The sequence below is a fragment of the Type-D symbiont of Plautia stali genome, assembly GCF_001485335.1.
In the GTDB taxonomy this organism is placed as follows: domain Bacteria; phylum Pseudomonadota; class Gammaproteobacteria; order Enterobacterales; family Enterobacteriaceae; genus Pantoea; species Pantoea vagans_C.
In genome coordinates, this window is sequence record NZ_BBOC01000095.1 from 1 (window position 1) to 20,303 (window position 20,303).

Consider the following 20,303-nt stretch of genomic DNA (forward strand, 5'->3'; position numbering starts at 1 on the left):
CAAGTAGAGATTGACCACCACCGCGGCAGCATCCATCTGTAGGGCAGCAAGAATGGGCTCATCAGGATTGTGCAACACGGCCCACATCTCCCGATGACGCGCAGCGTTATAGGCATTACCGACATCGGTACGCATCACCAACGCCGGTTTGCGTCCGGCGACGCGCTGTAGGAGATCGGCCTGACCATAGTTCACCTGAATCGCATCGGGCTGCGCGGCGATCAGGTTTTCCATCACGCCCTCAATATTTTCTAAGCCAATCAGGAAATCAGGCTCGTTGGCGATGCCGTGGTCGATCGCCACGTCAAGGCATTTACCGTGCTGAAACAGGCGGTTCATGCGGACTTTATTGGTTACTAACATGTCGTGTTTCCTCCTGAAAAATCGTGGGATTAAGGTGAGTCAGGCCGTGCCATTGCGCCAGACGGGCGCAACTCTGATCCAGATGCTGCCTGCGGTGGCTGTCACTCCAACCCAGCGTGTTGGCTAAAAGGTGTGATATCTCTTCCACCAGCGGCAAGGTCAGTTCGCCGCAGATGGCCAAGGATGTGCGTCGCACCAGCAGATCTTCCAACTGTTGTACCTGCTCGTGCTCAATCAGATAACGCAGTTCCAATGCGCTGTACTCGCTATGATGTTGCAGCGGTTGTTCGCCTTGTTGCTGAATCCGTTGCAGAATGGGCAGAGCGCGACTGCCGTAGCGCTTCGCCAGTAATGACACGCGAGGCAGCGGCAGATCATATTGTTGCGCCAGTTGCGTCAGCCAGCGCGTTTGCCCGGAAGGTGCCGGAAAGTCACGGCCGCCACCGATAGGCATATCGCCGCTCGATTGACGCCGTTTTTCACCCACCAATCGCAATACCCGGTCTGCTGCCTCCTCACCAAACTGACGGAATGTGGTCCATTTCCCGCCCACCAGACACAGTACGCTGTACGCATGCGCCGCATCTGGCGGCAACAGCACCAATGAGTGATTACGGGATATCTGCCCGTTCACTTTTGCATCGCTGGCGGGCAGGGGGCGGACACCACAGAAGGTGTAGAGGATGGACGATTCTGGTACCACCACATTGGGGAAGACGAAGCGTAGCGATTCGAGGATGTAGGCTTTCTCATCCTCTTCACACACCACGCTATCGGGGTCGTCAACACGGATGTCGGTAGAACCTAACAGCACTTTGCCGAACCACGGGAACATAATGCACACCCGACCTTCCTGGTTTTCGAAATAGACCATCTCGCCGTCGAGCATGTGCAGCAATTCGGGATGGTCGATAATCAGGTGCGAACCCTTGGTGCCGCCAATTAATCTCGCCGTGGTTTCCGTGGGGACCAATCGCTGATTAAGCTGATCAATCCACGCACCGCCAGCATTCACCAGCACATGGGGTTGCAGCGTAAAACGCTCGCCGCTGAATGCATCCTGAAGCGTGACGGATTCGCCATTGGTGCTGACTAACTGAAGATAGTTCAGCGCCAGCGCGTCGGGGCAGGCGCGTTCGGCATCCTCTATCAATTCATAGCCTAAGCGTTCGGGGGCACTGATCCACGCATCATAGTAGCTGGCGCTGTACTTCACCCACGGGGCAAAACCGGGCCAGCGGTCCCGCGTTGCGGCTTCTGCGCGTACCTGATGTTTAGGCATCGAACCATATTGTCGCGTGTAGATATCGTAAAGGCTCAGGCCCGTTTTGATCAGCAAAGCCCCCCGTCGGGTAGGTTTATCACTGAGTCGAAGAAAGCGACGAGTGGCATTGATTAGCCCCCCACCGAGATTGTCGATTGGCACCGTGGTGCGCAGCGGGAAAACGTAATGTGAGGCGTTTTTCAGTAGCCGGTCACGCTCGGTCACGGACTCTTTTACCAGGGTAAATTCACCGGTTTCCAGATAACGTAATCCGCCGTGAATCATGCGCGATAGCGCGCCGCTGGCGGCCTGACACCAGTCGCCTTTCTCCACCAAAATTACCGGAATGCCCTGTAGCGCCAGTTCACGAAAGGTGCTGATACCATTAATTCCCCCGCCGACAATTAACACGGGGGCCGTGGTGCGCTGTCGTAGCGCGTTAAGTCGTTGTTCGCGTGTTGCGTTATTCTCCATGGGTTGCTCCCCGGCTCGTGGCCATCTTCATAAGCGCAGATAGATAAATCGTTGACGCAAAAAGAGGTGAGGGTTAATGGAAGCTGCAATTGTTGTGATTACACTCACAAAGAGAGCTTTATCGAAGGTTCAGGCTAAGCGCTTTCAGTAGGGCTGAATTTCGTTTCGTGGCAAAATAGTGACTTAACTAAAATATAAGGGATTATCATGCAATTACCAAAAACACTCAGTATTTTGGCTCTCATAATGAGCAGTAACTCTTTCGCACAAACCCCCGCGCCGGACACGATTATCAAACCCCTGATGCAGCAATACCAGATTCCCGGCATGGCTGTGGCCATTCTGCATAACGGTAAAACGGAATTTTATAATTACGGTGTGGCATCTAAAGAGACTCAACAACCGATCACGCAACAGACGCTGTTTGAGATTGGTTCGTTGAGCAAAACCTTTACCGCAACGTTGGCCAGCTACGCCGCGCAGCAGAAAAAACTGCAATTCAGCGATAAAGCCAGCACATGGTTGCCTGAACTCAAAGGCAGTGCTTTCGATCAGGTATCACTGCTGAATCTCACCACCCACACCTCCGGCACACCTTTGTTCGTGCCGGATGCGGTCACCAATCAGCAGCAGTTAATGGACTGGTACAAACACTGGCAGCCTGATGCAAAGCCCGGCACTGTGCGCGTCTATTCCAATCTTGGCATTGGTATGTTGGGGATGATTGCTGCGAAAAGTTTGCAACAGCCTTTTATCAGCGCAATGGAAAAGCAGCTTTTACCGGCCATGGGCATGCACCACAGCTATGTGCAGGTGCCGGCGTCAGCAATGGGGCAGTATGCGCAGGGGTATAACAAGCAGGATAAACCGGTACGTGTTACACCGGGTCCGTTGGATGCAGAGTCTTATGGACTCAAATCGACCTCATCAGATTTGATTCGCTGGTTGTCGATCCAATTGGATGAGCAAAAAGTCGCACCTGACTGGCAGCAAGCCATTGCTCGCACGCATCAGGGTTACTACCAAACCGATGCATTTACGCAAGCAATGATGTGGGAGTATTACCCGCTGCCCGTCACCGCGCAGCAACTGGTTGAGGGCAATAGCGGGCAACGCATTATGAAAGGGATGTCTGCGACACTGATTTCGCCACCGCAGCCTGCGCCACAACAGGCATGGTTCAACAAGACCGGTTCCACTAACGGTTTCTCGACTTACGCCGTGTTTATCCCATCGCAAAAAATCGCGGTGATCATGCTGGCGAACAAATGGTTCCCGAATGACGATCGCGTTATCGCAGCGGATAAAATCATCGAGCAATTGAATAAGTAGCTGTGATCGCAGGGCGCAGTGCTTGCACAGCACCCTCAATGCTATTTGCGCGCATCCAGTGCCAGTTTAACTGCCATTCCCGCCAGAACCGTACCCATGAGCCAACGCTGCATGCGCTGCCAACTGGGACGAGCCAGCAAAAAGGTTGAAACCTGGCCTGCGGTGGTGATGAAAATCGCGTTAACCGTCAGGCTAATCACAATTTGTGTGACACCCAGCACCAGCGATTGCATTAACACGCTGCCGTGATCCGGGGTAATGAACTGTGGCAGGAGAGATAAAAACATCATGGCGATTTTGGGATTCGCAAGATTCGTGAGAAATCCCATGGTGAAAAGTTTACGGTGGTTATCGGCCGGCAGGTCGCGCACCGCAAACGGGGATCGGCCACCCGGTTTCAATGCCTGCCACGCGAGATAAAGCAGATAGAGCGCACCGCCGAAGCGCAGCGCGTCGTACGCCCACGGCACCGCTAGCAACCAAGCGGTGATCCCCAGTGCCGCGCACAGCATGTAAAACACAAAACCTAACGCCACGCCGCCTAACGAGATATATCCAGCACGCTTGCCCTGGCACAGCGAGCGGGAAACCAGATAAATCATGTTTGGGCCGGGGGTCAACACTAATCCTAATGCCACCAAAGCAAAGGCTAACCAACTGGATAATTCAGGCATGCGTCACTCCTTGCGTTCATCATCAGCGATTATGACGCGAATGTTTTGGTGCAGGCAACGCACATTTAGGACTGACAGCAGGAATAAGCTGAGTTAACGTAAATCTGTTTTTTTATTTAATAGGGAGATGAATATGACGGTTCCTGTTGTTGCATTGCTAACCGCTAAACCAGGCTGTGAAGATAAAGCTGAGCAATTATTCCGAGGCGTGATTGAAGAGACGTTACAGGAAGAGGGATGTATCACCTACCAGCTGAATATCGACAGCAAAAACCCATGCCGCTTTGTCTGGACCGAGGAGTGGGCAAGCCAGGAATTACTGGATAAGCATCTCAATGCCCCCCATATTGTTAAGTTGTTTGCCGATCTGGAACCATTACTGGAGCAGGCGGAAGTGGTGGCATTGAAAAAAGTGGCGGGTGGTAATGCCTGATACAGAATAAGCAGATTTCGGTCTGCTTTTTTATTTTTCTGAATGTAGCGAGTCTGACATGGGATGTTTTGGTTCGGTAAGCAGAGCAGAGAATTTACGCTGGAAAAATAGTTCACCTTTATTACCTGAATTTCACTTTCATGAAATTCACCGCGCCAGGATGCATGCAGACAGTGCGCCCACGATTATCCAGGCGCTGAAGCAATTCGATATGCAGCAGGATGTGATTGCACGCACCCTGATGGCGATTCGAAAATGGCCTGAGAAACTCTTACCCGGCTTCACACCTCAGGATTTTAACCTGCGTCGATTTACCTTACTCAATGAATCTGCAGAAGAAATCACCTTCGGGCTGGTCGGGCGCTTCTGGCGTCTGGATATGGGGCTGGAAGCGATTAACGATGCACAGGATTTTATACGGCATGACAACCCATTGCATGCGCGTTTAATCGTGCGCAATCAGGTCTTTCAGCGATCGGTTGGCGAGTATGAGGTGATGACCGAAACCTTCATTTACTGCCCGACGCCACAGGTAAAGCGTCGCATGCTTCCCTACTGGCTGACCATCCGTCCGGCCAGCGGTTTGATTCGTTTGCGCATGCTTAAACTGGTTCAGCAGAATATTAACGGAGAGATGAAGTGAGAACGCAAAAACGTTGTATGGGTTATGTCGCGATAGTGGTGGATGATTACGACCGCGCTATTGAATATTACACGCAAAAATTAAGTTTTCATTTAATCGAAGATACGCCACAGCCCGGTAAGCGTTGGGTGGTGGTGAATCCGAATCCGCAAAGTGACTGTAATCTGTTATTAGCGCAGGCGTCTAATGAGCGTCAGCAAAGCTTTATTGGCAATCAGTGTGGCGGCCGTGTGTTTCTGTTTTTGCAGACTGACGACTTCTGGCGTGATTATCAGCAGATGAAAGCCAACGGGGTAACTTTCTGTGAGGAACCACGTGAAGAGGAATATGGCACCGTGGTGGTGTTTGAAGATATTTATGGTAACCGCTGGGATCTTTATCAGAACAAATAATGGGCCCGACGCTCTGTCGCTCAGTTAAGTCAAAAGAACTTGTATGCTGGTGCGCATAAATGCGCACCCTACGAAAATCGCAGCCATTTTTACTGATGTGCGTAAATGCGCGCCCTTCGAGAAACCGCTTCCATTCTTGTAGGGGCGCCATTCATGGCGACCGCCGTAAGTTGAACAGATAAGACCCTGAAACTGCGTATCGTCATCCTCAAAAATTCGTACGGTCGCCACGGGTCGTCGGATGAGAGATCACTAAAAACTCCACCGGGGATGCTGAATCATTACGCGCCTGATGTGGCGCGTCAGGAGGAATTTCAATCCCTTGCTGTGCCTGCAATCGGTGATATTCACCCTGTAATTCCATCGTCAGCTCACCGCTCAATACAAAGAAAAACTGACGAGATACAGAGTGGTAATGACGCTGTTCGGCACTGCTTGCCGGCATTCTTTCATGGATCACCAGCATGTCCTGGCGCTCAAGCAGCGTCCAGCCATCACAATTGCCGCCCCAAATATAATGTGGTGCATTCTCTTTAGAAATCATGGTGTTTCCTTTTGGTGCGGAAAATTCATCAACGCCTTGTTTTAACATTAACGGTAGAACAAGCAAACAGTTGCAGCACGGCATTTTAACTGCCAGTACCGCGGACAGGTTCCTGCAATTCGTTAGCAGAATAACTGTGATTCCGGTCATAAAACCAAGCGCAGGCGATTGGCGTAATTTTGTTCTTTTGTTATGAATGAAACTATATTATGTTTCAAACGAAACAAAGCGGAGCAAAAACATGAACACTATCTTTACCTCAGAACAACAACCCGAAGATTTCAAAACCAACGTGCGTCTGATGAAAAAGGTCCTCAGAGAGCAAATCGGTGATGTCGAGGGGCTATTTGAGCAAGTCAGAAGCAAAATTGTCAGTGAACTTCAGGCCGCGCGGGCTGAAGAGGCGCAAAACGGCACAGCATGGCCGCAGGTAACCGCACAAGATATTGCAGAAGGCCGAGTAAGCGATGAGGTGAAAAATCATATTCGCCGCCGCGGTTGTGTGGTGGTCAAACAGACCTTCAAACGCGATCAGGCGCTGGCCTGGGATGAATCCATGCTCAAGTACCTCGACGACAACGATTTTGACCAGGTTTACAAAGGGCCGGGCGATAACTTCTTCGGTAACCTGGATGCGTCACGCCCGGAAATCTATCCGATTTACTGGAGCGATGCACAGATGTCGGCACGTCAAAGCGATGCCATGGCCAAAACTCAGTCGTTCCTCAATCGGCTGTGGATCTTCGAATCAAATGGCACACGCTGGTTTGATCCTGATGTCAGCATCATCTATCCCGATCGTATCCGTCGTCGTTTACCGGGTACTACCTCAAAAGGGCTGGGCGCACATACTGATTCCGGCGCGCTGGAGCGTTGGTTGCTGCCTGCGTACCAACAGGTGTTTGGCAAGATCTTCAACAATCAGTTCGATCAATATGATCCATGGGATGCGGCTCACCGCACGCAAGTGAATGAGTACCAGGCGGGCACCACTACTAAGTGTTCGGTATTCCGTACCTTCCAGGGCTGGACTGCACTGTCAGACATGCAATTGGGTCAGGGCCTGCTTCACGTGGTGCCAGTTCCAGAAGCGATGGCGTATTTGCTACTGCGCCCGTTATTGAAAGATGTGCCTGAAGATGAACTCTGTGGCGTTGCGCCAGGCAAAGTGTTACCGGTTTCTGAAAAATGGCATCCAGAGTTGATTAAGGGGCTGTGCTCGATTCCGGCGATGGAGGCGGGTGATTCCGTCTGGTGGCACTGTGACGTTATCCATTCCGTAGCACCGGTAGAGGACCAGCAAGGTTGGGGCAATGTGATGTATATTCCGGCGGCCCCTCTGTGTGATAAGAATGCAGCCTATGCCAGCCAGGTTGCGCAGGCGCTGGCAACCGGGGTTTCACCCGGAGATTTCCCGAAAGAGGATTATGAAGCCAGCTGGCGCGATCGCTTCACACCTGAGGCATTAAATGCCAACGGACGCCGTAGTCTCGGTTTAGGCTGAGTTTCTGATAAGCTTGATAAAAATCAACGGACAGCAGGTTTTATGAACGCACGTCATCAGCACATTATCCAACTGGTCAGCGAACGCGGCAGCGTGAGCGTCAATGAACTGGCGCAAACCACCGGCGTCTCGGAAGTTACCGTGCGTCAGGACTTGAACCTGCTAGAAAAGGGCGGTTTTCTGCGCCGCGTGCACGGTTCTGCCGTGGCGCCAGAAAGTGATGACGTGGGCGCACGTATGCAAACGCGTTTTGCCGTGAAAAAACGTCTTGCTGAGTACGCTGCATCGCTGGTGAATGCGGGAGACACCGTCTTTATTGAAGGTGGAAGCACCAATGCACTGTTGGCGCGTGAACTCAGCGATCGCAGCGATATCACCATTATTACCGTCAGCCATTATATCGCCGGTTTACTGCGGGAAAAGGGCGGCGATGTGATCATCCTGGGCGGTCTGTTTCAGAAAAGCAGCGAGTCGGTGGTGGGACCGCTGACTCGCCTCTGCATTCAGCACCTTAATTTCCATAAAGCCTTTATCGGGATTGATGGCTGGGATGCGGTGACCGGGTTTACCGGTCGCGATATGCTGCGATGCGATGTCGTCAACGCGATCATGGACAAACAGACTCACACCATTGCGCTCACGGACGCATCGAAATTTGGTCAGATTCATCCTTATGCACTGGCACCGACTCAACCTTTCAAACAGGTAGTGACGGATGCAGGATTGAGTGCGGAGTATCAAAAAGCGTTGCGGGAACAAGGCATAGTGTTGAGCCTGGTGTGATATTAATTTTTGGGTTTAACGCTGTGGCATGAAGCCCGCACGATCAGCTCGCCCTGGGCTATGGTGTGTATGGGGCTGGCATCGGGATTTTGCAGCCGATGCATCATCGCCACCACCGCATTATGTCCAATGGCGTTAAAGGGCTGTTTCCACGTGGTGAGTGAGATGCCAAGCAGCGCGGAATACTCGTTGTCATCAAATCCGACGACGTTTATTTTCACACCTTGTTGACTGCACAAAGAGAGCAACTTCATGGCGGTGAAATCATTGGCGCAGACCAAATCGCGCGCGCCGCTTGCCAGTAGTTCGGTAATAAAGTCGGGCTGATTAAGTTCCCCTTCATGCTGCCAGCTGGGTTGCAGCGCCACGCCAGCCTCCAGCAGCGCGAGTTGGTAACCGAGCATACGCATATGAACCGTGTTGGCGGAAAAACGTTCACAGAGAAAATCGATACGTCGTGGGTGGTCGGCCAGTAAATGGCGTGTCATCAGCATGCCGGCACCCACATTATCAATGCCAATTAAGTCCCAACGACTGCGTGCCGGCCAGCGCACTACATCACTGTCGAGCAGCACCACACTCATGCCATCACGTTCGAGTTTACTCAGGATCAACTGATTGATTTCAGCCGCAAAAGGATGAAACTCAATCGGGATAAAAAACACCCCTTTTACGCCACTACGCTGGTAACGCTCAATCACCCCATCGATCTTATTGATAATCGCCTGACGCGTGGCGCCAGCGCCTAAGGTCATGACGCCATTCCACACTAAATCAAAGTTGAATTGCTGTGACAGGGCGGCGATGGATTTAAAGATCTGCTCAAACAGGAATCAACTTTCGTTAGCTTCCATGCGTGGAGAAAGGATGCCTAGGGCAATGGCAGGGGGCAGTTCAGCGGGATAAGCGACATCAGACCAGGTAATGTAATGCCCCGATCCTTGCGTACTGCTGATCATGCCTTCTTCCCGCAGGCGGGCAAGGGCACGAGAGAGTGTCGGGCGTGATACATCCAACTCTGCACAGAGCATCAATTCCGTTGGCAGACGTTCCCCGTTGGCATAATCACCGCGTTGAATACGCCGTGTTAGTTCGTGGTAAACGCGATCCAGTTTGCCCGATTTCGCCATAGCCCAGTTCACCCAATGTTTGACTGTGTCAGCGTTTATCCCTTGATTCACGCTAGGACCTGTCGCTGTTTCCAAACCTTACGGTGCTGGAAAACATCTACATCAGCCAGATGCTCAATGACCGTAAAGCGCTGGTGCGCAGCCGTACTTACCAAGAAAATGTCGAAAAAATCATTGCTCAGTTGGGCATTCGGCTTGATCTCGATGCCACTGTGGATGAACTGCCGATTGCCAAACAGCAACTGGTGGCGATTGCGCGTGCGCTGGTGAATGAGTCAAAACTGATCATCCTGGATGAGCCGACCACCGCGCTGACGCGCAGTGAAATCAATAGCCTGTTTGCCATTCTGCGTCAGCTGAAACAGCAGGGTATTGCCTTTATTTTTATCAGCCACAAACTCAATGAACTGCTGGAAATCTGTGACAGGGTCACCGTCATGCGTGATGGCAAAGTCATTGGTTAGTCCCTTCGGCGGATTTGGACGGGTTTCCGGTGTGGTGCTGGCGGTAATTATCCTGCAGATGATCTCCAGTGGCCTCAACTTGCTCCGCCTCGATCCTTTCATGATCACCGCTACCTGGGGCGCAATTATTATCGCCATCGTGGTCTGCCGCGGTTTATTCTCACAGATTAGGCAGCGTATGGGGAAGTGATTGCCGATAATCACCCGTAACGATGATGATGAGACTTAAAAGGAAAACATGTTCTTCGACATCCTTTCTAACCGGTTACAGTATCGCCAAATTAACGCTGAAGATTGGCCCTTTTTCCTGGCGCTGCAGCAAGATGATCAGGTCATGCAATTTGTTGCTGATCCGCATCCTGAAGCCGTCATCCGTCGCGAAAGGTTCGAGGTGCGTTTGCCGCAGTGGCATACAGACAGTTCGCATTGGCTGTGCCTGGTGATGATGGAAAAGGGCAGCGTTGTGCCACTTGGCGTGACAGGCTTTATTAACCGCGGTGATGGCATCGCTGAGGTTGGGTTTATGCTGGCAACCTCCGCGCAAGGCAAAGGTTTTGGCGCGGAATCCCTGCGCGATATCAGTCAGTTTGCATTGATGGATTTAGGCTACCGCAAGTTGGTTGCTACGGTCACCGCGGGCAATCAAGCGTCGCGCAGGACGCTGCTGAAAGTAGGATTTCAGCAGGAGGGTACTCTGCGCAAAAGCTATTTTCTTGGCGGTGAGTGGCGGGATGACTGGCTGTTTGGTTTGTTGGCTGAGGAATTTCACGCGGAGCTACTCCGCAAGTAGCGCCTGCGCCGTTAATTCATCGGTAATTAACCCGGTCACTAAGCCGCTTGCCAGCACGGCGCGAATCGCCCCAACCTTGCTTGCACCGCCGGCTAACGCCACAATCTCCGCGCGATGGGTAAGATCCAGTTCAACTGACAGCGTGCGCGCCGTCAGGCTGGAGTGAATCATTTGGCCGTGCGCGTCAAAGAAATGGCCCAATAATTCTCCTACCGCGCCAGAACGTGAGATATCGTTGATCTCGGCTTCATCGATCATCCCTGCTTCCACCAGCTGTGCAGCGGGTTCTACGGTGCCAATACCCACCAGTTTCACCTCACTCTGCGCCGCCATGGCAAACACTTCGCTGACGCCGCGCTGTTTCAACAGCACTTCGCGGTCTTCCTGCGTATTGGCAAAAAAGGGCACTGGCATCATGTAGGCCTGTGCACCGGTTTTTTCGGCGATACGGTGCATCACATCGTGCGGGTTCAGCGCGTAATTGCGCGTCAAACATCCGAGCAGCGAAACAAAACGCATATGGGGAGCGTCGATGCGCGGCAGCTGATGAATGGCGGCGGAGAGGGTACGCCCGTGTCCCAGGCCGAGCGTAATAGCGGGTTGCGCGCTGAGCAGGTTACGCAGGTAATCCGCACCGGCCATGCCCAGCGCGCGAACCGGTAAGCCTTCTTCTCCGAGGTCGGGGGCGACGTGGCAAAATGTCAGTCCATGCTTTTCACGTAGTTGGTCCTCAAGCGCGACGCACGCCACGATATCGCCATCAATCGAGACTTTTACCGCACCTTCCGCCACCATGCGCGCAATCATGCGATGGGTTTTGACTGAGGGTAATCCCAGGCGTTTGGCGACTTCGGCTTGCGTTAGGCCGCCAACGTAGTGCAACCAGGCGGCACGCAGGGCCAGAGAGTCATCGCGTTCAGCGGGTGTTGGAGCCGGTTTCATATTTCTTTTCCTGGTGAAATTGGCCTCATGAAGCCAGATGCAAATCCTGCACGCCCGTATCAATGTGCGATGCCCAAAAGGCAACGCTCTCCGCAATATCCGCGACCACCTGCCGGTCGGTGGGCTCACGCTCTTTGAAACTCAACTCAAGGCAGATCTCATTATCCTGTGCGCCACCGCGAGCCAGCGCCTCCAATAGAGGTTGAGGCTGAATACGGCCGCCCGCATTGTACTGCAAAGTGAAAGGCCGGTGGCCGCCTTTGTCCATCATGCTTTGCTTTATGTGGATAATCGGCGAATAACGTGGCACCGCTTCAGCCCAGGCGTAAGGGTCGTAATCCCGCGGGTCTGCCGAGGTGACATCACCGTGATCGATATCTGCCATCATCCACATCGGCAGTGCGAAAGACTCACTGCTCAGGCGCTGCTGTAACGCCAGGCAGGCCGGGATAGTCTCACCAAACTCACGCCCGATGCTCATTGGCTCCCAGAACAAATATTTCAGTCCCGCTGCTTTGGCGTGTTCTGCCACTTCAGCCCAGCAATCGATGGCGATATCGATCAACGCTTCACGCCGCGAAGCATCATTGAAATCCTGCTGCGTAAAAATCGCGAACTGAGAACCCACGGCATCTCCACCTAAATCGGCGGTGATATCCGCAAAGGTTTTAAACCAGTCCACGTAATAACGCCGCACCTCAACATCCGGATGACCAAAGTGATTTAAACGACCATAAGGTCCGGTCATGCCCGATGTCACGCGCACGCCGGTTTCACGCATGGCCTGCTGCATACGCCGCGTCATGCGATTAATGGTCGCGGCTGGCCAGCCGGGATTAATGAATTCATGGGTCAGTTGCAGATCGCGAATGCGAATCTGCTGTGCCACGGTATGAATCAAATCCTGCGGTTCGGCAAAGCGATTCACCAGCGGATTAGTATTGAGCGAAAGCGTTAACGGCATGATTTACGCCTCCTTACGCAACGGCACAGGGGCAGTAAAGGTTGCTGCAAACCACTGGATAAACGCCTGTTGCTGATCGTCGGTGAGGTGTAGCCGATGTTTGGTGCGCCGCCACAGCACATCTTCAGCTTGCTGCGCCCACTCATTCTCCACCAGATAGCGCACTTCGGCTTCGTACAGTTGCGCGCCAAAGTGGCGGCCCAGACCGTCTACACCATTGGCATGACCCAACACTTTTTCGATGCGTGTGCCGTAAAGACGCGCATAGTGTTTACGCAGGGGTGCAGGTAACCATGGCCAGCGCGCTTTCACCTGTTCAAGGAAAGTCTCGAAATCACCGTTGGCCATATCGCCGCCCGGCAAGGTCGCGTCTCGCGTCCAGTCGGTGCCCATTGAGGGGAAGAAGGGAGCGAGCTTCTGTAAAGCATGCTCCGCCAGCTTGCGGAAAGTGGTGATTTTGCCGCCGAACACATGCAGCAGAGGGGCGCTTTGCTGATCGTCGAGGTCAAATACGTAATCTCGCGTCACCGCCGAAGGATTCCCTTTGCCGTCGTCAAACAGCGGACGGACACCGGAGAAGCGGGTAATCACATCGCTGGCGCGCAGTTTCACTTTGAAGTAGCGGTTCACCACATCAATCAAATACTGCTGCTCGCTATCATCGGCGGTCACATCCTCGGCTTTGCCCTGCCACGGAATGTCGGTGGTACCAATCAGCGCTTTGTCGCCTTCGTACGGGTTGATGAATATCACGCGCTTATCGGTGTTTTGCACCAGATAAGCCTGCTGACCTTCCCAGAACTTCGGCACGATGATGTGTGATCCTTTCACCAGCCGTACGCTGCGTGTGCTTTTGGTCTGCGTCACCTGGTTAACGATATCCAGCACCCATGGCCCGGCGGCGTTGACCAGCACTTTGGCAAATACCGTGCGCTGTGCCCCACTGGCTTCATCCTGCACGGTAATTTCCCATTTACCACTGTGGCGTTTCGCCGCCACACAACGGGTACGCGGCAAAATCACTGCGCCGCGTTCGGCGGCATCCAACGCGTTGAGCGTGACCAGTCGCGCATCATCAACCCAGCAGTCGGAGTACTCAAAACCTCTACTGTAACTATCCAGGATCGGCGCACCTTCCGGGTCGCGCAGCAAATCAAGGGAGCGGGTGCCCGGTAACTTTTTACGGCCCCCGAGATGGTCATAAAGAAACAGACCCAGGCGCACCAGCCACGCCGGGCGATCGGTAGGGCTATGCGGCAGTACAAAACGCATCGGCCAGATAATGTGTGGCGCGGCATTAAGCAACACTTCACGCTCAATCAACGCTTCACGCACCAGGCGGAATTCATAATATTCCAGATAACGCAGCCCGCCGTGTACCAGCTTGCCAGAGCGCGAAGAGGTGCCCTGGGCGAGATCGTCTTTTTCGCACATCATCACCGACAAGCCACGACCAGCGGCATCACGTGCGATGCCTGCGCCATTGATGCCACCACCAATCACAAACAGATCCAGCATATTTTCACTCATGATCAACTCCTTAAAACGTGTTCAGCGCCTGCCAGGCGGCAGGAAGATCGCTGCGGATCTGCTGATAGTGGGGATACAGCTGGTTATAGCGTTGAGACAGTTCAGCGGAAGGTGGCTCAGGCGCATCCAGAAGCGGGCGCACCCAGGTCTCGACGCACTGCGCCATGGAAGGGTAAGCACCTATCGCCACGGCGGCCATCATGGCAGCACCCGCGGCGCCAGCTTCATCACGCTGGCTGATGCGCACCGGCGCGCCAATACATGAAGAGAGAATCTGACGCAGCGGCTGAGAACGCACCGCGCCGCCAGTGAGGCGGATCTCGCCTGGCAAGGTGCTGCCCATCGCCTGATAACAGTCACGTGCAGCCATACCAATCCCTTCAATAACGCCACGCACCAGATCGCCAAAGTTGTGTTGGTAATTGAGCCCGGTAAAGCTGGCCCGTGCATCGGCGTTAACAAACGGACCACGCTCGCCAGCAATCGAGATATAAGGGTGGAACAGCAGCGTGCCGGGCTGCGCATTGTTCAGCCACTGATCGATATGCGCCACCAGACGGGCGTGATCGACTTCGCAGCCGAAACCACTTAACAACTCGCTGGCCACATTCAGCAGCCAGTCAAGGTTTAGGGTGGAGGCCATATTGGTCTGCACTTGAGTAACATAACCGGGCCACGGCAGCGGGATCACATAGCCGGTTTGTGCAGGGTTAAGCCAGACATCATCAATGGTGACACTGCGCAGATGTACGCCGGTGGAACCGACGATCGAGCAAGCGGTATTGGCTTCGCCGGTGTGTACGCCGGCACCGAGCGCGGTCATCGCCATATCGACGTAGCCCAGTGAAACCGGCGTGCCCGCACGCAATCCGGTCAGATTCGCGGCTTCGGCGGTGAGCAGATGCGTTATTTGCGTACCGTCGATGATCTCCGGCAGCAAATGGCGGTGCTGTTCTAAACCCAGCGCGGCGATCACCGTGTCGTCATAACGTTGGGTGCGGAAATTGCCAAAGGTGAAGCTGGCTTCTGAAGGGTCGGTGGCGCGAATGCCGGTCAGATTGAGGTAAAGCCAGTCTTTACAGTGCAGTGCGACTTCACTCTTAGCCAGCAGCTCAGGGTAGTGGCGGTCCATATGCGCCAGTTGCGATCCCTGCTGGCAGGTATTGAGCCCGGTGCCGGTGGCTTTGAAGCGCTCACCCGCAAGGGCATGTTGATTTAAAGTGTCGACGGTATGCGCCGCTCTGGCATCCAACCAAATCCAGGCATCGTCGACCGGTTGGTTATCTCTTCCCACCAGCCAGGTGCCATCACCTTGCGCCGTCACCGCTACGGCCACCACGCGAGCCGCCAGATTCTCGACGCGCTCGGCCAGTTTACGTATTGCACCGACGGCGTCCTGCCAGGTTTGCGTCATGGATTGCTGAGCTGCACCGCCTTCACTGCGGTAATAGCGGTTGCGCACCGAGGCGCAGGCCAACTGCGTGCCTTCCAAATCAAACGCCACCGCTTTAACCACTGAGGTGCCGGAATCCAGACCCAAAATGATATCGCCGTTACTCACGTACACCTCCGGGAGAAGAAGAGTTAAGTCATCACGCTGTGTTAATTCCCTGTGATGAATATGCTAAATAATGTCTTACACCACTTCTCATGGAGATAACATATCGTTTGTATTATTTTTCTATAAATCGAATAAATTTCATTTCAGTTAGCGATTCCGATCACGAAAAACGAGGGTAAACCCTACAGGTTGAATTGGAATTAGGTGGCTGAAAGAGTTGTATGGCGGGGTTTTCACGTAAGGCATCGTGAAGTGGTTAAATTAGCGATCCAGATCTCTCTCCTGAAAAAATTGCGCTTGCTCTGTTGACAATTTAGTCACATCAGAACAATTCTCATCACACAAGTTATCACATTTATAACATTAACGCGGCGGATTATCGCAGCAGTTAACAGTGAGAGGTCACGTATGTCCGATGTCTCGATGCTTGCACAGCAACTCTCCCGGAAGCGCGCACGCCGCTACACCCTTTTGGCAGTGGTGGTCGTGGCGGTGATTGCCGCCATGGCGCTGGATACCAAAGTGGTGAAGATCGGTTCAGAGCAGGATGCGCAAGAACAAGGTTTCTCGCCAGACAGCTACGGCCAGAAAACTTTCCCAGGCATCCAGCAGGATGTGGAGGCGCGCGCCGTGGACGCGAAAACCCTCGCTGACGCGTTAAAAGCGAATCAGCAGGAAGCGGTGCAGAAATATGGCGTGGGTTCACCGCTGCCAGTGATCGCGGTGAAGCTGGAAGGTGTGGTGCAGCCGGGTCAGATGGGCATCTTCCCACTTAAAGTGGAAGGATTACCTGAAGGTAACCAGGTGCGCTTGCAAACCGGGCCCGCCATTACCGGCACGGATTTACGCGATGCCAGCGGCAAAATCCAGTTCGGCGATTTTACCAACCAAATTGAGTATCAGAATGCCGGTTCGGCGATTAATCGCGCCATGAAAGCCAAAGTGCTGGATAAGTTGGATCGCGAGACGCTGCCAGGCAAAACCGTGCAGGTTGTGGGTGTATTCAGGCTGTTAACGCCCACCAACTGGATGGTGACTCCGGTCAGCGTGGAGGTGAAATGAAACCGTTCAACGTCAACCCCGCCTTGCTGAAAGGCGAAGTGATCCTCGAAGCCCGCAACATTAGCAAAGTGTACGGCTCAACCCATGCGCTGAAGGGCGTGAATTTCGAAATTCGTCGTGGCGAAGTGACCACGCTGTTTGGTGAAAACGGCGCGGGTAAATCGACGCTGATGAAGATCTTGTCAGGCGTGATTACGCCAACATCCGGGGAAATTCGTTACAACGGCGAAGAAAAAGTGTTTCGCTCGGCGACGGAAGCGCGTGACTGCGGCATCTCAATTATCCATCAGGAGCTGAACCTCGCGCCCAACATGAACGTGCGCGACAACATCTTCATGGGTCGGGAAATCATGAAGCCTGGCGGCGTGGACTATGCCGAAGAGGCACGCATCACGGCCCATCTGATGGCCGCGCTGGAGGAGGAGATCGACCCGTTGACGCCCGTGGAGAACTTGCGACTTGGGCAACAGCAGATCGTCGAAATCGCCCGCGCGCTCTCGGTGAACTCGCAGATTCTGATCATGGACGAACCGACCTCCGCTTTGAGCGCGACGGAAGTCGCGGTGCTGTTTCAGGTGATACGCGACCTCACCAGTCAGGGCGTGGCGATTGTGTATATCTCACACCATCTTGAAGAGGCGCTGGAGATCACCGATCGCGCCGTGGTGCTACGTGACGGTGTGATGACCGCTTACGCCAAACGCGATGAGATCGATCTCGAATGGATCGTGCGCAACATGGTCGGCGATCACTTTGATCTCGGCTCGCCGCCGGAAGGATACGCCTTTGGAGAATCGGCGTTGAAAGTACAAGACCTGACGCTGAAAAGTAAAACCGGCATTCGGCTGGTGGACAATTTATCCCTGAGCGTCAAAGCCGGTGAGATTGTCTGCATCTACGGACTGATGGGCGCCGGACGTACCGAGTTACTGGAGTGTATCGCCGGACGATTACATCAAACCAGCGGTCAGATTCTGCTGCAGGACACTGAGGTGTCCAAACTGACCATCCAGCAACGCATTCAAATCGGCCTTGCACTGGTGCCGGAAGACCGGCAGCGCGATGGTCTGGTCCAAACCATGTCAGTCGGTGAGAACCTGTCGCTCGCCAGTATCAGTGAATTCGTACGCGGGCTGGTGCTGTCGCCGCGCCGTGAGAAACAACTGGTAACGGACAGTATCCGCAACGTGACGGTCAAAACGGCGGGGGGTGAAGCGGCTATCGGTTCGCTCTCTGGTGGGAATCAACAAAAAGTGGTGATCGGCAAAATGCTGGCCACCCGTCCCAAAGTCATTCTGTTGGATGAGCCAAGTCGCGGCATCGATATCGGTGCCAAAGCGGAGGTCTTTCGTCTGCTGGCGGAGAACGCCAAAAAGGGGCTGGCAGTGGTGTATACCACTTCGGAAGTTGGCGAGTGCCTGAGCATTGCCCATCGCATTGTGGTGATGAGCAAAGGGCGCATCAACGCCATTTTTGATTCCAGCGTGAGTAAAGAACGCATTATGGCCGCTTCAGGCGAGTCTCTGGTGGCATGACATGAAAAACGGAGCAAACGGTATGACAGACAGAACCCAAACGCTGGATTCGCCGCCAGTTGCTGTGAAAAAGAAAGCTGATAAAAGCCTTAATCTCGCACGATTGTTGCTGGAAGGGCGCGCCTTTATTGCGCTGCTGGTGATCATCGCCACCTTTTCCCTGCTTTCACCTAACTACTTCACCGGTGCCAACTTCCTGACCATGGCGTCGCATGTGGCGATCTTCGGTTTACCCGCGATTGGCATGCTGCTGGTGATCCTTAACGGTGGCATCGATTTATCGGTGGGATCGACGCTGGGCCTCGCCGGTGTGATGGCCGGTTTTATGATGCAGGGCATCAACCTCGAAGCGCTTGGCGTGGTGCTGTATCTACCGGTATGGGCGGTGGCGATTTTGACGCTGGTGATGGGGGCGCTGGTGGGACTGGTGAACGGTGTGCTGATCGCCTGGTTCCGTGTGCCAGCCTTTGTCGCGACCCTCGGCACCATGTATGTGGCGCGCGGTATTGCGCTGTTAATCACCAACGGCCTGACCTACAACAAACTCTCTGGCAGCGAAGCGCTCGGCAACACCGGCTTTGACTGGCTGGGATTCAACCGCATCTTCAACGTTCCGGTTGGCGTGCTGGTGCTGGGCGTGGTGGCTTTGGCCTGCGGATTCCTGCTCAGCCGTTCAGCATTTGGCCGCTGGCTGTATGCCTCTGGTGGTAATGAACGCGCCGCCGATCTCTCTGGCGTGCCGGTGAAACGCATCAAAATCAGCGTCTATGTTCTTTCCGGTATTTGCGCCGCGATGGCAGGGCTGGTGTTGTCTTCACAGCTGACTTCGGCTGGTCCAACGGCGGGCACCACCTATGAGCTGACAGCGATTGCTGCTGTGGTGATTGGCGGTGCGGCGTTGACGGGGGGGCGCGGTAACGTGCGCGGCACCCTGTTGGGCGCATTTGTTATCGGTTTTCTCTCTGATGGCTTAGTGATTATCGGCGTCTCTGCTTACTGGCAGACGGTGTTCACTGGCGCCGTGATTGTGCTGGCGGTATTGCTCAATACTTTGCAATACGGCAGGCGCGGTCGCTAACTCACGCGCGCTGTCTGGCAGCGCGCGGTTATCCGTAAAACCTGTACCCTAAATAATAACGGAGCACCTATGTTCACTAAACGTTTGTTTATTGCCGCAGCCGCCATGGCCATCACCACCTTTGCCGCACCGACCTGGGCGGACAACGGATTGATGACCATCATCGTTAACGATCCATCCAATCCCTACTGGTTAACGGAAGGTCAGGTGGCGCAAAAAGCCGCTGAGAAGCTGGGCTACAGTGCCAAAGTCAGCGCCCATAAAGGCGATACCAACACTGAAAGTCAGCTGATCGATACCGCAATCACCAACAAGTCTAAAGCGATTATTCTCGATCCGGCGAACGCGGACGGATCGGTGGGATCGGTGAAAAAAGCCATCGCGGCGAATATCCCGGTTTTCATCATCAATGCTGAGTTGAATCAGAGTGGATTGGCGAAAGCACAGCTGGTGTCTAACAATGCGCAAGGTGCCGCCGTGGGCGCGATGGAGTGGGTAAAACAAGTGGGCGATACCGCTAACTATGTTGAGCTGGTGGGGCCGCCTTCGGACAATAACGCCGCGACCCGCGCTAACGGCTTTGATACCGTGTTGTCGCAGTATCCGACGCTGAAAAAGGTCGGTCAGGAAGTGGCGAACTGGGACCGTACTCAGGGCTTCAACAAAATGCAATCTTTGTTGCAGGCTAACCCGAATATCAAAGGCGTGATCAGCGGTAACGATGAGATGGCGCTGGGCGCGATTGCGGCTCTGAAGGAAGCGGGCAAGCTGAATCAGATTAAGGTCGGGGGTTTTGATGGTTCACCGGATGCGGTGGATGCGGTAAAAGCCGGAACCCTGG

General features: G+C 53.8%; 21 protein-coding genes and 1 pseudogene. 12 read left to right on the plus strand and 10 right to left on the minus strand.

The annotated features are described in order from the left end of the window. Nucleotides 1–363: pseudogene (locus PSSD_RS22200) on the minus strand (aldolase); the annotation flags it as partial. After that, nucleotides 347–2,101, minus strand: coding sequence for a glycerol-3-phosphate dehydrogenase/oxidase (locus PSSD_RS22205; protein WP_058973705.1), 1,755 nt, complete (start codon nt 2,099–2,101; stop codon nt 347–349). The gene PSSD_RS22205 and the pseudogene PSSD_RS22200, both read right to left, overlap by 17 nt. Before the next feature lie 207 nt (nt 2,102–2,308). On the opposite strand from PSSD_RS22205, the gene ampC reads away from it, so the two are divergent. After that, complete coding sequence (gene ampC / locus PSSD_RS22210) at nt 2,309–3,433, plus strand: class C beta-lactamase (protein WP_058973706.1); 1,125 nt, start codon at nt 2,309–2,311, stop codon at nt 3,431–3,433. A 41-nt stretch (nt 3,434–3,474) separates the two neighbouring features. On the opposite strand, the gene PSSD_RS22215 is transcribed toward ampC, so the two are convergent. After that, nucleotides 3,475–4,107 (minus strand): LysE family translocator, encoded by a 633-nt coding sequence (locus PSSD_RS22215; RefSeq protein ID WP_058973707.1) that lies wholly within the window; start codon nt 4,105–4,107, stop codon nt 3,475–3,477. Nucleotides 4,108–4,240: 133 nt separating this feature from the next. Here PSSD_RS22215 and PSSD_RS22220 point away from each other — a divergent pair, with 133 nt between their 5' ends. The 3 genes from PSSD_RS22220 (at nt 4,241) to PSSD_RS22230 (ending at nt 5,575) form a co-directional block, all read left to right on the plus strand. Then, nucleotides 4,241–4,540, plus strand: coding sequence for a putative quinol monooxygenase (locus PSSD_RS22220; protein ID WP_058973708.1), 300 nt, complete (start codon nt 4,241–4,243; stop codon nt 4,538–4,540). A gap of 160 nt (nt 4,541–4,700) precedes the next feature. Further along, nucleotides 4,701–5,183 (plus strand): hypothetical protein, encoded by a 483-nt coding sequence (locus PSSD_RS22225; RefSeq protein ID WP_058973709.1) that lies wholly within the window; start codon nt 4,701–4,703, stop codon nt 5,181–5,183. Beyond that, nucleotides 5,180–5,575, plus strand: a complete 396-nt coding sequence (locus PSSD_RS22230; RefSeq protein WP_058973710.1) for a VOC family protein — start codon at nt 5,180–5,182, stop codon at nt 5,573–5,575. The genes PSSD_RS22225 and PSSD_RS22230 overlap by 4 nt, the downstream gene beginning before the upstream one ends. Before the next feature lie 208 nt (nt 5,576–5,783). On the opposite strand, the gene PSSD_RS22235 is transcribed toward PSSD_RS22230, so the two are convergent. Continuing rightward, nucleotides 5,784–6,119 (minus strand): cupin domain-containing protein, encoded by a 336-nt coding sequence (locus tag PSSD_RS22235; protein ID WP_039328693.1) that lies wholly within the window; start codon nt 6,117–6,119, stop codon nt 5,784–5,786. Nucleotides 6,120–6,360: 241 nt separating this feature from the next. Here PSSD_RS22235 and PSSD_RS22240 point away from each other — a divergent pair, with 241 nt between their 5' ends. Beyond that, entirely contained in the window at nt 6,361–7,623 is a 1,263-nt protein-coding gene (locus tag PSSD_RS22240) for a DUF1479 domain-containing protein (RefSeq protein ID WP_058973711.1), read from the plus strand. A 42-nt stretch (nt 7,624–7,665) separates the two neighbouring features. Continuing rightward, a complete protein-coding gene (locus tag PSSD_RS22245) occupies nt 7,666–8,406 on the plus strand; it encodes a DeoR/GlpR family DNA-binding transcription regulator (protein WP_039328678.1) in 741 nt (246 codons plus the stop codon). 2 nt (nt 8,407–8,408) lie between these two features. On the opposite strand, the gene PSSD_RS22250 is transcribed toward PSSD_RS22245, so the two are convergent. Both PSSD_RS22250 and PSSD_RS22255 read right to left on the minus strand, forming a co-directional pair. Then, complete coding sequence (locus PSSD_RS22250) at nt 8,409–9,161, minus strand: LacI family DNA-binding transcriptional regulator (RefSeq protein ID WP_058973712.1); 753 nt, start codon at nt 9,159–9,161, stop codon at nt 8,409–8,411. A 78-nt stretch (nt 9,162–9,239) separates the two neighbouring features. Beyond that, nucleotides 9,240–9,587 (minus strand): GntR family transcriptional regulator, encoded by a 348-nt coding sequence (locus PSSD_RS22255; protein ID WP_153011484.1) that lies wholly within the window; start codon nt 9,585–9,587, stop codon nt 9,240–9,242. Nucleotides 9,588–9,601: 14 nt separating this feature from the next. Here PSSD_RS22255 and PSSD_RS22260 point away from each other — a divergent pair, with 14 nt between their 5' ends. Together PSSD_RS22260 and PSSD_RS22265 are read left to right on the plus strand one after the other, a co-directional pair. Next, a complete protein-coding gene (locus tag PSSD_RS22260; protein WP_268810648.1) occupies nt 9,602–10,000 on the plus strand; it encodes an ATP-binding cassette domain-containing protein in 399 nt (132 codons plus the stop codon). Between the two features lie 238 nt (nt 10,001–10,238). Next, complete coding sequence (locus PSSD_RS22265) at nt 10,239–10,790, plus strand: GNAT family N-acetyltransferase (protein ID WP_058973715.1); 552 nt, start codon at nt 10,239–10,241, stop codon at nt 10,788–10,790. On the opposite strand, the gene PSSD_RS22270 is transcribed toward PSSD_RS22265, so the two are convergent. The 4 genes from PSSD_RS22270 to PSSD_RS22285 are packed head-to-tail and all read right to left on the minus strand — an operon-like array spanning nt 10,776 to nt 15,787. Further along, nucleotides 10,776–11,732 carry a sugar-binding transcriptional regulator gene (locus PSSD_RS22270; protein WP_058973716.1) on the minus strand — a complete coding sequence of 319 codons (957 nt, stop codon included), beginning with the start codon at nt 11,730–11,732 and terminating at the stop codon, nt 10,776–10,778. The two genes, PSSD_RS22265 and PSSD_RS22270, sit on opposite strands and share 15 nt — an antisense overlap. A gap of 25 nt (nt 11,733–11,757) precedes the next feature. Then, nucleotides 11,758–12,696, minus strand: coding sequence for a sugar phosphate isomerase/epimerase family protein (locus tag PSSD_RS22275; RefSeq protein ID WP_058973717.1), 939 nt, complete (start codon nt 12,694–12,696; stop codon nt 11,758–11,760). Between the two features lie 3 nt (nt 12,697–12,699). Further along, nucleotides 12,700–14,226: a glycerol-3-phosphate dehydrogenase gene (locus PSSD_RS22280; protein ID WP_058973718.1), complete on the minus strand. Its 1,527-nt coding sequence runs from the start codon at nt 14,224–14,226 to the stop codon at nt 12,700–12,702. Between the two features lie 10 nt (nt 14,227–14,236). Further along, nucleotides 14,237–15,787, minus strand: a complete 1,551-nt coding sequence (locus PSSD_RS22285; RefSeq protein WP_058973719.1) for an FGGY-family carbohydrate kinase — start codon at nt 15,785–15,787, stop codon at nt 14,237–14,239. 408 nt (nt 15,788–16,195) lie between these two features. On the opposite strand from PSSD_RS22285, the gene PSSD_RS22290 reads away from it, so the two are divergent. The 4 genes from PSSD_RS22290 to PSSD_RS22305 form a co-directional block, all read left to right on the plus strand. Then, the gene (locus tag PSSD_RS22290; RefSeq protein ID WP_058973720.1) at nt 16,196–16,849 is read left to right on the plus strand and encodes a DUF2291 domain-containing protein; all 654 of its coding nucleotides are present in this window, start codon (nt 16,196–16,198) and stop codon (nt 16,847–16,849) included. After that, nucleotides 16,846–18,384 carry a sugar ABC transporter ATP-binding protein gene (locus tag PSSD_RS22295; RefSeq protein ID WP_052205928.1) on the plus strand — a complete coding sequence of 513 codons (1,539 nt, stop codon included), beginning with the start codon at nt 16,846–16,848 and terminating at the stop codon, nt 18,382–18,384. Before PSSD_RS22290 ends, PSSD_RS22295 begins: the two co-directional genes overlap by 4 nt. Nucleotides 18,385–18,406: 22 nt before the next feature. After that, a complete protein-coding gene (locus tag PSSD_RS22300) occupies nt 18,407–19,462 on the plus strand; it encodes an ABC transporter permease (RefSeq protein ID WP_039328688.1) in 1,056 nt (351 codons plus the stop codon). A gap of 69 nt (nt 19,463–19,531) precedes the next feature. Next, the coding region (locus PSSD_RS22305) for a D-ribose ABC transporter substrate-binding protein (RefSeq protein ID WP_058973721.1) at nt 19,532–20,303 on the plus strand (772 nt) is incomplete at its 3' end.